General features: G+C 63.1%; 10 protein-coding genes and 6 pseudogenes. 11 read left to right on the forward strand and 5 right to left on the reverse strand.

The window, feature by feature from the left end; translation table 11 throughout:
- Nucleotides 1–17 precede the first annotated feature (17 nt).
- Complete coding sequence (gene mobA, locus N7E02_RS26635; RefSeq protein WP_286580770.1) at nucleotides 18–641, forward strand: molybdenum cofactor guanylyltransferase MobA; 624 nt, start codon at nucleotides 18–20, stop codon at nucleotides 639–641.
- Nucleotides 641–1,152, forward strand: a pseudogene (gene mobB / locus N7E02_RS26640) (molybdopterin-guanine dinucleotide biosynthesis protein B). The gene mobA and the pseudogene mobB overlap by 1 nt, the downstream one beginning before the upstream one ends.
- A gap of 52 nt (nucleotides 1,153–1,204) precedes the next feature.
- Here mobB and N7E02_RS26645 read toward each other — a convergent pair.
- Nucleotides 1,205–1,996, reverse strand: a pseudogene (locus tag N7E02_RS26645) (OmpA family protein); the annotation flags it as partial.
- A 476-nt stretch (nucleotides 1,997–2,472) separates the two neighbouring features.
- Here N7E02_RS26645 and N7E02_RS26650 point away from each other — a divergent pair.
- From N7E02_RS26650 to N7E02_RS26685, 8 genes and pseudogenes are all read left to right on the forward strand, one after another.
- The gene (locus N7E02_RS26650; RefSeq protein ID WP_286580773.1) at nucleotides 2,473–3,246 is read left to right on the forward strand and encodes a hypothetical protein; all 774 of its coding nucleotides are present in this window, start codon (nucleotides 2,473–2,475) and stop codon (nucleotides 3,244–3,246) included.
- 480 nt (nucleotides 3,247–3,726) lie between these two features.
- Nucleotides 3,727–4,508, forward strand: a pseudogene (locus N7E02_RS26655) (ABC transporter substrate-binding protein).
- A 153-nt stretch (nucleotides 4,509–4,661) separates the two neighbouring features.
- A pseudogene (locus tag N7E02_RS26660) lies at nucleotides 4,662–5,443 on the forward strand (ABC transporter permease).
- Nucleotides 5,440–6,269 (forward strand): annotated as a pseudogene (locus tag N7E02_RS26665) (ABC transporter permease). Before N7E02_RS26660 ends, N7E02_RS26665 begins: the two co-directional pseudogenes overlap by 4 nt.
- Before the next feature lie 148 nt (nucleotides 6,270–6,417).
- Nucleotides 6,418–6,681, forward strand: coding sequence for an usg protein (locus tag N7E02_RS26670; RefSeq protein ID WP_286580774.1), 264 nt, complete (start codon nucleotides 6,418–6,420; stop codon nucleotides 6,679–6,681).
- Nucleotides 6,682–6,772: 91 nt separating this feature from the next.
- A complete protein-coding gene (locus N7E02_RS26675) occupies nucleotides 6,773–7,582 on the forward strand; it encodes a class I SAM-dependent methyltransferase (protein WP_286580776.1) in 810 nt (269 codons plus the stop codon).
- 211 nt (nucleotides 7,583–7,793) lie between these two features.
- On the forward strand, nucleotides 7,794–8,357 hold the full coding sequence (locus N7E02_RS26680) for a DinB family protein (RefSeq protein ID WP_286580778.1): 564 nt from the start codon (nucleotides 7,794–7,796) through the stop codon (nucleotides 8,355–8,357).
- A gap of 3 nt (nucleotides 8,358–8,360) precedes the next feature.
- Nucleotides 8,361–8,771 (forward strand): HemJ family protein, encoded by a 411-nt coding sequence (locus N7E02_RS26685; protein ID WP_286580780.1) that lies wholly within the window; start codon nucleotides 8,361–8,363, stop codon nucleotides 8,769–8,771.
- A gap of 128 nt (nucleotides 8,772–8,899) precedes the next feature.
- Here the strand turns inward: N7E02_RS26685 and N7E02_RS26690 are convergent, their stop codons facing one another.
- The 4 genes and pseudogenes from N7E02_RS26690 to N7E02_RS26705 form a co-directional block, all read right to left on the reverse strand.
- Nucleotides 8,900–9,736 (reverse strand): ATP-binding cassette domain-containing protein, encoded by an 837-nt coding sequence (locus tag N7E02_RS26690; protein ID WP_286580781.1) that lies wholly within the window; start codon nucleotides 9,734–9,736, stop codon nucleotides 8,900–8,902.
- A gap of 11 nt (nucleotides 9,737–9,747) precedes the next feature.
- Nucleotides 9,748–10,539, reverse strand: coding sequence for an ABC transporter permease subunit (locus tag N7E02_RS26695; protein WP_286580783.1), 792 nt, complete (start codon nucleotides 10,537–10,539; stop codon nucleotides 9,748–9,750).
- 140 nt (nucleotides 10,540–10,679) lie between these two features.
- Nucleotides 10,680–11,854 (reverse strand): annotated as a pseudogene (gene ssuD, locus N7E02_RS26700) (FMNH2-dependent alkanesulfonate monooxygenase).
- Between the two features lie 53 nt (nucleotides 11,855–11,907).
- Complete coding sequence (locus tag N7E02_RS26705; protein WP_286580786.1) at nucleotides 11,908–12,873, reverse strand: aliphatic sulfonate ABC transporter substrate-binding protein; 966 nt, start codon at nucleotides 12,871–12,873, stop codon at nucleotides 11,908–11,910.
- Between the two features lie 296 nt (nucleotides 12,874–13,169).
- On the opposite strand from N7E02_RS26705, the gene N7E02_RS26710 reads away from it, so the two are divergent.
- Nucleotides 13,170–14,042 carry an NAD(P)-dependent oxidoreductase gene (locus N7E02_RS26710; protein WP_286580787.1) on the forward strand — a complete coding sequence of 291 codons (873 nt, stop codon included), beginning with the start codon at nucleotides 13,170–13,172 and terminating at the stop codon, nucleotides 14,040–14,042.
- Nucleotides 14,043–14,163: the final 121 nt, after the last annotated feature.

A 14,163-nucleotide genomic window follows, 5' to 3' on the forward strand; every position in this document is an offset into this window, starting at 1 on the left:
GCATTGAGGAGAACCACATGGCAAGCCCCTCCGCCCCGCCCGGCCTGATTCTCGCCGGCGGCAAGTCGAGCCGGATGGGCAGCAACAAGGCTCTTCTCGCGCTTGGCAGCGACACCGTGCTCGGCCATGTCCTGCGCCGGTTGAAGCCGCAGGTCTTGAGCGTTGCAGTCAATGCGTCGACGCCGTTGCCGGGTTTCGAGGGCTTGCGCTATCTTGCGGATACGACGCCCGGCCAACTCGGCCCGCTTGCAGGCATCCTGACCGGGATGCGCCACTTCGGCGAAACGGAGCCCGAGGCACGCCATTTCCTCACCGTCCCCTGCGACAGCCCTCTTTTACCGCTCCACCTTACCGAACGCCTCTTCGACACAAGGCCCGACGCCCGCACGATCGTCGTCGCATCCTCGCTCGGCCGCAACCATCCGGTATTCGCGCTCTGGCCCGTCGCACTCGCCGACGATCTCGAGGCATGGCTCACCACAGACGAGAACCGGCGGATCAACGGATTTCTTTCCCGTCACCCTACGGTGACCGTCGATTTTGCTCCGGTCGAGACCGCCCATGGCACGCTCGATCCCTTCCTCAACATCAACACGCCGGAAGACCTTGCGCGTGCAAACCTGTTCTCCGAGGTCCTGTAATGACGCAGGCCGTCTTCGGCATTTCCGGCTGGAAGAATTCCGGCAAGACCGGCCTGACCGTCCGGCTGGTGACGGAACTCACTGCCCGTGGCTACCGCGTGTCGACGATCAAGCACGCCCATCATGACTTCGACATCGACAAGCCGGGCGCCGATTCCTTCCGCCACCGGGAAGCCGGCGCCGAGGAAGTGACGATCGTCTCGGGCACGCGCTTCGCCATCATGCACGAATTGCGCGGTGCGGCCGAACCGACGCTCGCCGAAATCCTTGCGCGGATATCCCCTGCGATCTCGTTATCGTCGAAGGCTACAAGCGCGAGGCCATCCCGAAGATCGAACTCCGCCGTCTGGAATCCAAAAGCCGCGAACCATTGGCTCCGAACGATCCGCATATCGTCGCGATCGCCGCTGACCATGCGGTTGAAGACAGCGCCCTGCCGGTCTTCCACCTCGACGACACGGCTTCCATCGCCGATTTCATCGTCGAGACAACCGGCCTCCCCAAACGCTGAAAGCCGCCGGCCTTGCGGCCGGCGGCTTCCTTATCTGCAGATTTGACGTCGCTTACTGGTTGGAAGCCACCGGCTTCACCAGCGGCGTGATGCGCCGGATGGTGACGCGGCGGTTTTCCTGGTTGGCCGCCTCGGTATTGACCTTCAAATAGCGCTCGCCATAGCCCTGGGTCGTCATGTTCTCCGGCGGAATGCCGAACGCATCCGACAGCACGACGGCGACCGATTCCGCGCGACGGTCGGAGAGCACCAGATTGCTGTCGTCCGAACCCACGGCATCGGTATGGCCTTCGATCAGGAAGGTCTCGGACGGATCCTTTTCCAGCACCTTGTTGATCGCATCCGCCACCTTGCGCAGCGAGCTTGCCTGGTTCATCGGGATTTCGGCGCTACCGGTCGCGAAGGTAACCGTATCGAGGTCGATACGCGGAACCTTGTCGCGGATACGCGCCGAGTAGCGGACTTCGTCGAGCGAATAGGGTCGCTCGACCCTCTCCACCGGCGGCTGCTCCAGGAACTCGTAGTAATCGCGATCCGGCTCGCTCGACGTGTCGATGATATAGTCGTCGATCGGCACGCCGAGACGCATGGGCGGCAGGTCCTCGCCCGGGTCACGCCATGTGTAGTTCTCGTCGCGATCCTCCAGCAGCTCCGGCGCATAATAGAGCACGTATTCCTCGCCGCCGCGGATGATACGCGAACGCTGCACCACCTCGCCGTAGCGGTTGCGGATCGTCACGACGCGCGTGCCGTCCGAGCGTTCCACCACCTCACGATAGCGGCCATCGCCCAGACGCTCGTATTCTGGCCCGCGGCCATCCTCATAGAATCGCCGGCTGTCGTCGTGACGGACGATGGTCTGGTTATCGATCGAGATGATGACGCGCCCGTCATCGCGGTCCCGGTCGCGATCACGATCTCTTCTCTGGTTCCGGCCCTGTTCACGATCGCCACCGGCGATCGCGCCGAGCACGTCCCAGCCACGCGGGCGCTGGAACTCAGGCCGGCCATCCATGCGCTCGCCGCGCTCTTCGACCAGTTCGCGGCGCTGGTTGCGCCATTGCTCGCGCTGTTCGCGGGTGATCCGTTCATTGGCCTGCGCGTCGGCATCCGTGCGCGGCGGCGGGGCGGCAGGCTGCTGCGCCTGCTGGGGGCGGCTGGCTGGCCCGGAGCCTGGCCCGCTGCATCGCCGCTCGGGCGTGCGCCGGGGGCACGTGGAGCCTCGGCAGCACCCGGCGCGGCGGCAGGACGCTGTTCCTTGGCGCTGTCGAGCACGGCCGCACCATTTTCGACGGGCAGCGTTGCTGGCTGTTCAGCCTGTTGCTGCGCTGCGGGCTGCTCTCTGCGCTCGCCACCGCTTGTCGCCTGATCGGGTGCCGCTTCGCCAACTGCGGGCTGGCCGTCCTTTGCCTGCTGTCCGCGACGCGGACGCTCGCCCTCCCGGCCCTGCTCAGCCTGCTGGGCACGACGCGGGCGCTCGCCCTGCGGCTGCTCGGCGTTTCTCTGTTGCTGTTCGGTCGCAGCCGGCTGCTCGGCATTCTGCTGACGCTCGGGTTTCGGCTCCTCTGCCTGACGCTGTGCCGGTTCGGCCGGAGCCGGTTCTGCCGGCTTTGTCTCAGCCTGGCTCGGTTCGGACTGATTTGTCTCTCCCGCCTTTGGCTCAGGAGCCTGGTCGGCCTTCTGCTCGGCGGGTTCTTCCGCAGCCGCAGGCTGCTCCGCCTGTTGCTGGCGACGCTGCGGCTTTTCACCACCTTCTTCCTGGGCCCGCTGTTCGCGCTGGGGCGGCTGCTCCTGCGGCTGTTCGGCCTGTTCCTCGCGTCGCTGCGACGGCTCTGCGCCTTCCTGTTCCTGCGCCCGTTGTTCACGGCGCTGAGGACGCTCGCCCTCCGGCTCCTCGGCGTTCTGCTGTTCCCGCTGAGCAGGCTGTTCCTGCGGCTGTTCAGCCTGCTGCTCTCGCTGGGCAGGCTGCTCCTGCGATTGCTCCGGCTGCGGTTGCTCGGCCTGGGGCTGCTCGGCTTGCGGCTCCTGCGGCTGCTTGCCCTCTTCCGGAATGATCTCCTGCTGCACGCGTATCACGCCCGGTTTTGCAAGTGACGGATCGCTCCCGATACCCGGCGGTATCGCATAGGCCGGCTGCATCAGCAGCGGCAGCGACAGGACCGGGGCCGCCACGCTGGCGAACAATCTCTGTTTGATCGACATCACGAATTCCTTCTCTTGGGTTTTCGTCCCTTGGTTCGCATAGCCTTTGCCCTTGCGGGCGCCTCTGCGGGCGGGCTTTCGCGGCGGCTCAACTGCTTGTGTTCCAGATTGGTTCCAGCCGGGCCGGGCAGCAAAGGTCCCTATGATCTGGACCAAAGTCTGAACCGGCTTTGAACAGCCCGTTCATCGTGACCGAGTTGCAGTGCACCATAAGCGTGGGTATCAAGGAGCTGTGAAGCCCTTGGTTGCCGTTGAAAATGCCGTTGCAATTTCTCCGGCGCCGGTATCTATAAAACGCAAGGGCCACCGCGCCCTGCCCCGGCTGCGAAAAAGCAGGAAAACGCTGCCGGGTAGCCAACAGAGAGGACCATCATGAACATCTCCGCCCGTTTGTTTGCAGCAGCCTCGGTTGCTGCACTTTCGCTTTCGCAGGCGCCGCCTCGGCACAGGAAAAGCTGGTGATCGGTACGGAAGGCGCCTACCCGCCCTTCAACGTTCTGGAATCCAACGGTAACCTCACCGGTTTCGACATCGACATCGCCAAGGCGCTCTGCACCGAGATGAAGGTCGAGTGCACCTTCGTCACCAATGACTGGGACGGTATCATCCCGGCCCTCCAGTCCAAGAAGTTCGACGCGATCATAGCCTCCATGTCGATCACGCCGGAGCGCCAGGAACAGGTCACCTTCTCCAAGAAGTATTACAACACTCCGCCGGCGATCGCCGTGCCGAAGGATTCCGACCTGAAGGACGCCTCCGCTGAATCCCTGAAGGGCAAGGCGCTCGGCGCCCAGGGCTCCACCAGCCACGCCAACTATGTCGAGAAGCACTTCCCCGATTCCGACGAGAAGCTCTATCCGACGGCTGACGAATACAAGCTCGACCTCACCAACGGCCGCATCGACGGCGTGGTCGACGACATCGTCGTGCTGACCGAATGGGTCAAGTCCGATGCCGGCTCCTGCTGCAAGATTCTCGCTCCGCTGCCGGTCGATCCGGAGATCAACGGCGAAGGCGCAGGCGTCGCGGTCCGCAAGGACGAACAGGCGCTCGCCGACAAGTTCACCGCCGCCATCGCTGCGATCCGTGCCAGCGGCGAATACAAGAAGATCCAGGACAAGTATTTCGACTTCGACGTCTACGGCGGCGAATAACCCGATTTTGTCGTGAAAAAGCGGCGGAAGGTTCGTCCTTCCGCCGTTTTCATTTTTGTGAACCCCTTGTCCTCAGGTAATTTTCCTTTTTAATTGGATTTCGAAAGCGGCACGGCATAAGCCGCAGGGGAATATGAACCGGAACATGATCCTATGAGCGGATGGCTTTCCGCCCTCTTCGACACCCTTGACCCGTTCTGTGGTCCCGTAGGCCTGTTCACCTGGCTGGCCGGCAATTCGCTGGTCGCCTGCGGCGATGCGGGCTGGGGCGATGAAATCGCCTTCGGCGTCAAGGTCACAATATCGCTGGCCATCGCGACGCTGCCGGTCGGCCTCGCCATCGGCTTCCTGATCGCGCTCGCCGCCCAGTCCGAGGAAAAGCTCCTGAGGCTCGCCGCCGGCATCTACACGACGATCTTCCGTGGCCTGCCGGAACTCCTGACGCTGTTCATCGTCTATTACGGCGCCCAGATGCTGATCCAGTCGGTCGCCGCCACCTTCGGTTATGAAGGGCGCATCGAGATCAACGCCTTCGTCGCCGGTCTCGTGGCGCTCGCGGTCGTCTTCTCGTCCTATTCCTCGGAAGTGCTTCTGTCGGCCTTCCGTGCAATCCCGCGCGGCCAGTATGAGGCGGGCGATGCGCTGGGCCTGCGCCGCTGGCGCACGATGTTTCTCATCATCCTGCCGCAGCTCATCCGCATCGCGCTGCCCGGTCTCACCAATCTCTGGCTGATCCTCCTGAAGGACACGTCCTATGTCTCGGTCATCGGCCTTGCCGATATCGTCCGCCAGACCGGCATTGCCGCGCGCGTCAGCAAGGAAGCCTTCTTCTTCTACTTCATCGCCTGCCTGCTCTATCTCATCCTGGCGATGATCTCCTCTTCGGCCTCGGCTTCATCGAACGCTGGGCCAAGCGCTCGGAGGTCGCCCGATGAGCGTGATCAACGAACTCATTCCGCCGCAACCGGCCCCAGCCGTCCTCGAACGGCCGCTGACCGCCGCAAAGGTCGTCGGCATGATTGTGCTGGTGCTCTGGGCGATCCTCGCCATGGGCCTGCTCAGCATGGTCATCGAAGGTTGGGATCCGGCCAAGTTCGAGCGTTACGGGCCGCGCTATCTGAACGGCCTCTGGACGACCATCTCGCTGGTCGGCATCTCGATCGTCCTCGGCGCGATCCTGTCGCTGCCGATCGCCTTTGCCCGCATGGCGAAGAACCGCGTCCTGAACGCGATCGCCTATGCCTATGTCTATATCTTCCGCTCGACGCCGCTGCTCGCCCAGCTCTTCCTGATCTATTACGGGCTCGGTAGTTTCCGACCGCAGCTGGAAGCCATCGGCCTCTGGTGGTTCTTCCGCGAGGCCTGGTATTGCGGCCTCTTCTCGCTGACCATCAACACCGCCGCCTATCAGGCGGAAATCCTGCGCGGCGCGATCGAGAGTGTTCCGCGCGGCCAGCATGAGGGGCGGCCGCCCTCGGTCTGTCGAAACGCGTCACCTTCCTGAAGGTCATCCTGCCCCAGGCACTGATCGTCGCACTACGCCCCTATGGGAACGAGATCATCCTGATGATCAAGGGCTCGGCCGTCGTCGCCATCGTCACGGTCTACGACCTGATGGGCGAGACGCGCTACGCCTTCTCGCGCACCTTCGATTACCAGACCTATCTCTGGGCAGCGATCTTCTACCTCTCCATGGTCGAAGCGCTCCGCCACCTCTGGGCCTTCATCGAACGCCGCCTCACCCGCCATCTGGTGCGTTAGCAGCACTCAATCGAGAACGCTGCTAACCACCTGAAATATCGTATCAATTTCGCGCGGCAACCGCTTCCAGGCAAGCTTCCGTTAAGCATGCCATGTTTCCATTTCCTTTACGGCGCACCCGATGCGTCGAAAAAGAAGGGAACAGCAAATGTCGGAACTCGAAATGATGCTGAGAGGCTACGGCCTCACCACCGCCCAGATTTTCTACCACCTGCCGGATCACCCTCACCTGCTGCAGAGCTATGTCTGGCAGGACTACGATCTCGCCCCGAATTTTCCCGAGATGAACGGCTTTCTGAAATTCTGGCAGGAGAAGCTGGATGGCCCGCTGCATTCCGTCCGCTACGTCCACCGCAAGCTGATCTCCGCCAGTGAGTGGCGCGCCGTCAACGGCGAGATCATCCTGCACTGAAACGCCGCATCCCGCTCGTCGGATTGCCAAGTCGCGATTGCCAAACGGCGCCGTGACGCTTAAAGCGCTCGCGACAACAGGGAATACGGCTATGGCGAAGATCGACGAAGAAGCATTGGCGGAAGCCTATAACCGCGCGCTGGAGCTGGAAAAGGCCGGCGACATCGACGCCGCCGTCGAGGCTTACCGTCAGGTGCTCGAAATCGACCCCGAGGATCATGGTGGTGCCGCCGTCCGCATCGCCTCCATGGGCCGCGGCGAAGCCCCGCCCAAGGCGCCCGACGCCTATGTCGAGACCCTGTTCGACCAGCATGCCGAAGGTTTCGAGGATATCCTCGTCGAACAGCTCGGCTATGCCGTACCCGTCATGGTGCGCCAGCGCCTGCAGGACCTGAAGCTCGGCCCGTTCAAGCGCATGCTCGACCTCGGCTGCGGCACGGGCCTCACCGGCGGCGCCTTGCGCGACATGGTCGACGACATGACCGGCATGGACATTTCCGAAAACATGGTCGAGATCGCCCATGAGAAGGAACTCTACGAGACGCTCTATGTCGCCGAAGTCGAGGACTTTCTCGAGGACAATGACGACGACGCCTTCGATCTCGTCACCGCCACCGACGTCCTGCCCTATCTCGGCGCGCTGGAACCGCTCTTCTTCGGCGCAGCCGAAAACATGCTCCCCGGCGGCCTCTTCATCTTTTCCTCCGAAGCCCTGCCCGATGGCGACGCGCGCACCTACACGGTCGGCCCGCACCAGCGCTTCCTGCATTCCCCCGCCTACATCCGCACCCGCCTCGCAGATACCGGCTTCGAACTCGTCGAAATGACTGAGATCAACGTGCGCATGCAGGACGGAGAGCCGAGCCCCGGCCATCTGGTCATCGCGAAGTTGAAAGGCTAGTTTCTTCGTCGGATCAGCGGAGAAATCGGCCATGGTGACTGAGGCGGCGCAGCGCTCCGATCTCCCCCTTGTGGGGGAGATGCCCGGCAGGGCAGAGGGGGTGGCAGCTCCATATTCTCCCTATCGTGCCGGGTGCAGCACCGGAACTGTCCCCCTCTGTCACCTTCGGCGACATCTCCCCCAAGGGCGGGGAAACTATCGGGAGACGCCCGTGACACCACAGCGCTACATCCTCGCCCAGGCCTATAACAACGCCTGGTCCAACCACCGCCTCCTGAAAGCCTGCGCAAAACTCTCAGCCGAAGAACTCTCCGCGCCCCGCACCAGCTTCTTCCCCTCCATCATCCACACGCTGAACCACATCCTGACGGTGGACTGGCTCTATATCGGCGCACTGGAAGGCCACTGTCCCGGCGCCTCCGCCTTCGAGCCCGAAATCCCATTTCCCGACTTCGCCGATCTCGACCGAGAGCAGCGCGCCGCCGACCGCCGCCTCATCGACCACTGTCGAAGCCTGACCGCTAAAACCCTGGGCGCCGAGGTCCGCATCCCGCGCGACACCCATGTTCAGGTGGAGCCCGCCGACCGCATCCTGCTGCATCTCTTCCAGCACCAGATCCATCATCGTGGCCAGGTCCATGGGATGCTCTCGGGCACCCGTGTAGCACCGCCACAGCTCGACGAATTCTTTCCCGCCGACCCGGCAGAGCAGGCGCTTCGTCGCCAGGATTTACATGAACTCGGCTATACCGAGTCTCTCATTTGGAGTGACTGACCCATGCTATATTTCGTCATCAAGGCCCTGCACATCCTGTCCGACTTCCTGCTGATCGGCGGCATGCTGATCAACGCCTTCGTCATTTCCATGGTGCCGGCGCCGATCCGCGTCGGCGTCATCGAAGCCTTGCGGAAATACGACCGCACCGTCACGACGGCTGCCCTTGCCGGCGCCTGGATCTTCGGCCTCTGGCTGGCAATAGGCTATATTGGCTTCTCGGAAGGCTGGCTGCACGCCAAGCTGCTGCTCGTCGTCCTCCTCTCCGCGCTCCACGGCATGCAGCAGGCAGCGATGCGCAAGATGGCGGCCGACCCCAAGCTCGACCCGAACGCTTTCGTGCGCCGCGGCATGCCGATCATCCTGATCTGTCTCGTGCTGGTCGTGGCTCTGGCGGTAATCAAGCCGTTCTGATTCGCCACCCGCCGCGTCACCAACGTGAGGCTCGGGCTTGCCCCGAGCATCTACCATCGTTGCAGCCTACGCGACGTGTTTGGATCCTCGGGACAAGCCCGAGGAAGACGCCCGCGAGTGCGGAGCGTTTACCCCCGCCCCAAGATCCGATCCAGCAACCGTCCCTCAATCTCCGCCAACACGGGATCGCCATGCCGCCTCTCGCCCGTCTGCGGGATATCGAGATCGAGGCTGACCCGACCCTCGTCGAGCACGATCACCCTGTCGGCCAGAAACACGGCTTCGGAAACGTCGTGGGTCACCAGCACCGCCGTGAACCCGAGCTCGCGCCAGACCTGCGCGACGAGTTCCTGCATGCCGATCCGCGTCAGCGCATCGAGCGCCCCGAGCGGTTCGTCGAGCGCCAGCAGCCCCGGACGGCTGACCAGAGCTCTGGCCAGCGCCACGCGCTGCCTTTGCCCGCCCGAGAGTTTCGACGGCCAGTCGCACGCCTTCTCGGCAAGCTGCACGGCGGCGAGCGCCCGTTCCGCCTCGCGCCTGCCCGTCTCCTTCGGCACGCCGTCGCCGAGGCCGACGGCGACATTGTCCGCCACCGAGAACCACGGCAGAAGCCGAGGCTCCTGGAAGACGATGCGGGCATTCGGCTCTGCTGTTGCCCCATCATCTCCATGGAAGGAAATCTCGCCGCCGGTCGGCTCGTCCAGTCCGACAAGCAGCCGCAGAAGCGTGCTCTTGCCGCAGCCGCTCTTTCCGACGATCGCGACGAACTGCCCGACCGGCACGTCGAGATCGATGCCCTTCAGCACATGATTGTCGCCGAAGCGTTTTTCGATGCCGCGCAGCCTGAGGCCAGCCGGCTGTGGCCCTGCGGCCTCGTGTGGCACCGGCAGTGGCTCGACATGGTGACGTTCCAGCTCCCCGTCAGAAACGAAGGCGAGCGGCGATTGGTAGGGTCCGATCGGCATGTCTTCTCTCCTCATCCCTGATAGGCCGCGTTCCAGGCGAGCGCCCGGCGTTCCAGCGTGCGGGCGATCACATCGGCAAGCTTGCCGAGAGCTGCGTAGATGACCAGTGCCAGCACCACGACATCGGTCATCATGAATTCGCGGGCGGTATTGGCCATGTAGCCGATGCCGGAATTGGCGGCGATGGATTCCGACACGATCAGCGTCAGCCACATGATGCCGAGCGCATAACGCAAGCCGACGAAGATCGACGGCAGCGCGCCGGGAAAGATCACCTTGCGGAACAGCGACCAGCTGCTCATCCCGTAGATCCGCCCCATCTCGACCAGATCGCGGTCGACATTGCGAACCCCATGATAGGTGTTGAGATAGATCGGGAAGAGCACGCCGAGCGAGGTCAGAAATAGCTTCGCCTCCTCACCGATCCCGAACCAGAGAATGACCAGCGGGATCATCGCCAGATGCGGAATGGTGCGCAGCATCTGCAGCGTCGTGTCCGTCAACTGCTCGGAGAGTTTCGACACGCCATTGGCGATGCCGAGCAGGAAGCCGATCGAACCGCCGATCAAAAGCCCGCTCACCGCGCGGGCGCCACTGACACCGACATCACGCGCCAATTCGCCCGACAGCAGCCGCTCCCAGAATGCCGCCACTACGGCAACCGGCGAAGGCATGATCCGGTCGGAAATGATCCCGGCCGAGGAACCGACCTGCCAGAGCACGACCAGTGTCACCGGCAGAAGATAAGGCAGCCATGCGCTCCCGCTCCCGGCCTTGGAGAAGGCACGCGGGCGAGGAACCACCCGCGCACCTTTCTCCGCCGCAGCCCTGGGAGGGTGTGCTCTTGCCCGTCGCGGACGGGCTGTCGTCTCTGATGCGCCGGATCTGCCGGCCTTCCGAAAACGTGTCGACTGTCGTCATCTGTTTTCTTGTCCCCGGTTGATCAGGATGCCGCGACGGCGCGGATGGTGGCGTGGCCGCCGCCGCCGAAGACCGGTTTCTCGCTGGCGAATTCGTTGCCGAAACCCGCCCGCTGTTCCTCGCGCGTAAGCCCAAGTTCCGGGAACAGCAGCTCCGCCACCCGGTAGGCTTCTTCCAGATGCGGATAACCCGAGCCGATCACCGTCTCGATGCCGAGCGCCTGGTATTCGCGAAGCCGCGCCGCCACCGTCTTGGGCGAGCCGACCAGAGCGGTACCCGCGCCGGAGCGCACCAGTCCGATCCCGGCCCAGAGGTTAGGTGAGACTTCCAGCTTGTCGCGTCGCCCGTTGTGCAGTGCCGCCATGCGCCGCTGGCCGACGCTGTCGGAATCCCTGGCGAAATGCGCCTGCGCCTTGGCGATCGTCTCATCGGACAGTTTAGAGATCAGCCGATCGGCCGCTTCCCACGCCTCCTCATCCGTCTCGCGCACGATGAAGTGCAGGCGGATGCCGAAGGAAACCTCCTGCCCCGCTTTTCGGCGGCGGCGCGCACGGCCTTGATCTTCTGCTCCACCTGTTCCGGCGGCTCGCCCCAGGTGAGATACTTGTCGCCCCGCCCGGCGAAAAATTCGATGCCAGCATCCGACGACCCGCCGAAATAGAGCGGTGGCCGCGGCTGTTGGATGGTGGGAAACCCAAGCTTGGCATTCTTCGCCTTGATATGCTTGCCATCGAGATCGGCATGACCGGTCGTCACCAGATCCTCGAACACCTGGAAGAACTCTTCCGCATGGGTGTAGCGCTCGTCATGCTCAAGGAAGATGCCGTCGCCTGCGAGTTCGGACGGATTGCCGCCGACCACGATATTGAGCAGCAGCCTGCCGTTCGATACCCGGTCGAGTGCTGCCGCCAGCCGAGCGTAATAGGCGGGTGCCGCCGTGCCCGGACGGATCGCCACCAGGAATTTCAGCTTTTCGGTAAAGGGCGCAAGTGCCGCCGCGGTGACGAAGGACTCCTCGCAGGAAACCCCGGTCGGCAGAAGCACGCCGGTATATCCGAGGCGATCCACCGCCTGCGCCAGTTCGCGCAGGTAGCGGTGCTCGGGTGGGCGGTTCAGTTCGCTGCCACCGAGATAAGAGCCGTCGCCGGCCGTCGGGATGAACCAGAGAAAATCGATGGGTTTTGACGTATCGGTCATTCGAAAAATCCTTGATCGCTATAGAGTATCGAGAGCGTCGCGCGGCTTGCCGCTCAGCTCGCCTTCGGCCGCCAGACGATGTCGCTGATGTCGAGTTTGCGAGGGATGATCTTGAGCTCGTAGAACTCGTCCGCCAGCGCCTGCTGGTACTGGACCGCCGCATCCGGCACGGTCGACACGGCGCCAAGATCGGCTCCGCGACGGGAGAGTACGACGTTGGTCACCTTTTCCGGCACGCCGGTGATCGAGGCGATCGCCTTCACCGTCTCTTCGAAATTGGATTGCGCCGCGCCACCCACCTTCTTCAGTTCGTCGATCACCTCGACGATCAGGTCGCCGTTCTCGGCCGCGAAATCGCCATTGCCGAGGAAATAGCTCCAGCTATCGACAACGCCTTCCGCCGTCGTCAGCACCCGCGTGTTCGGGTCCGCCTCGGCAATTGCCGTATAGGGATCCCAGATCGACCAGGCGTCGATCGAGCCGTTCTTGAAGGCGGCGGCGGCATCCGGCGGAGCAAGGTCGAGCTGCGTCACATCCGTTGGTGCCAGTCCGCCCTTGCGCAGAACCTTCACCGCCACGTTATGCGCGCTCGATCCGCGCTTGAAGGCAAGCCGCTTGCCCTTCAGATCCTCGATCGACTGGATCGGGCTATCCTTGTGCACCAGAATGGCCGAGCCTTCAGAGCTGCCGCGATAGGTGCCGACATAAAACAGGTTGCCCCGCGCCGCCTGGGCAAACAAAGGCGGCACATCGCCGGTCGGGCCGAAATCGAGCGCCCCGGCGCCCAGCGCCTCGAGCAGCGGCGGGCCGGAGGTGAATTCCGACCATGTCACCGTGATGCCGCGATCGGCGAAGCGCTTTTCGAGCGCGCCCTGGCTCTTGGCAAGTGCCAGCACGCCGTTCTTCTGCCAGCCGATGCGCAGCTCCTTTGCCGCAGCCCGTGCCTTGCCCCCGATCGGCAGAACCGTCGCAGCAGCCGCCGCCCCGATAAGCCCCAATGTCTGTCTGCGCGTAACCATGGAAGCGTCCCTTTCCTCTCCCCGGATCGTCGTGCCCGTCCATGTCCCTCATGGCGGCGATCCTTTCGATGAAGAAAAGGCTCCCATACTCTATCGACTTGGTCGACATTCCGTCATTTCAAAAAACAACCCTTCAATGAGATTTCATTTCTCCATTTCTCCAGGATCGGAATGCAAAACTGCTAAACAGACAAAACATGCTGCGCCGCAGAAAATCATTTTTGCCCTTTTGACGCTTTGCGCCGGCCACGCTTTGTTCTAATCCTGACGGCTCAGGAAATTCATGGAGGTTCGGCATGGCGAAAGTGGCATTCATCGGTCTTGGCGTAATGGGGTTCCCGATGGCAGGACATCTCAAGGAAAAAGGCGGCCATGACGTCTCCGTCTATAACCGCACCGCCGCCAAGGCCGCCGACTGGGCTGCGAAATTCGGCGGCCAAACCGGTGCCACCCCGGCGGAGGCCGCCAAGGATGCCGACTTCGTCTTCACCTGCGTGGGCAATGACGACGACCTGCGCTCGGTCACCATTGGCGAGCATGGCGTGCTCTCTGGCATGAAATCCGGCGCGATCCTGATCGACAATACGACGGCCAGCGCCGAAGTCGCCCGCGAGCTGGAAACGGCGGCGAAGGAAAAGGGCATAGGCTTCATCGACGCCCCGGTCTCCGGCGGTCAGGCTGGCGCCGAAAACGGTGTCCTCACCGTCATGTGCGGCGGCGATCAGGAAATCTTCGACAAGGCAAAGCCGATCATCGACGCCTATGCCCGCATGGTCGGCCTGATGGGACCGGTCGGCTCCGGCCAGCTGACCAAGATGATGAACCAGATCTGCATCGCCGGCATCGTCCAGGGGCTTTCGGAGGCCATCCATTTCGGCAAGCAGTCGGGCCTCGATATCGAAAAGGTCGTCGACGTCATCTCCAAGGGCGCTGCCGGCTCCTGGCAGATGGAAAACCGCCACAAGACGATGGATCAGGGCAAATACGATTTCGGCTTCGCCGTCGACTGGATGCGCAAGGATCTCGATATCGTCCTGACCGAAGCCCGCCGCAACGGCGCCAAACTCCCGCTCACCGCACTTGTCGACCAGTTCTATGGCGACGTCCAGGCCATGGGCGGCAATCGCTGGGACACATCCTCGCTGCTGGCGCGGCTGGAGCGGAAATAAAAGAACGACCACAAAACCCGATACGAATGGAAGCCGTCGCAAAACCATCACAACCTCAAGGCTAAAATCCCCTCATAACGCAAGCGAAGATCGGCGCACCGCTATGCGATTGAGGGGGAGA

Origin of the sequence: Terrirhizobium terrae (assembly GCF_030323265.1) — a bacterium.
Taxonomy (GTDB): Bacteria; Pseudomonadota; Alphaproteobacteria; order Rhizobiales; family Rhizobiaceae; genus Neorhizobium.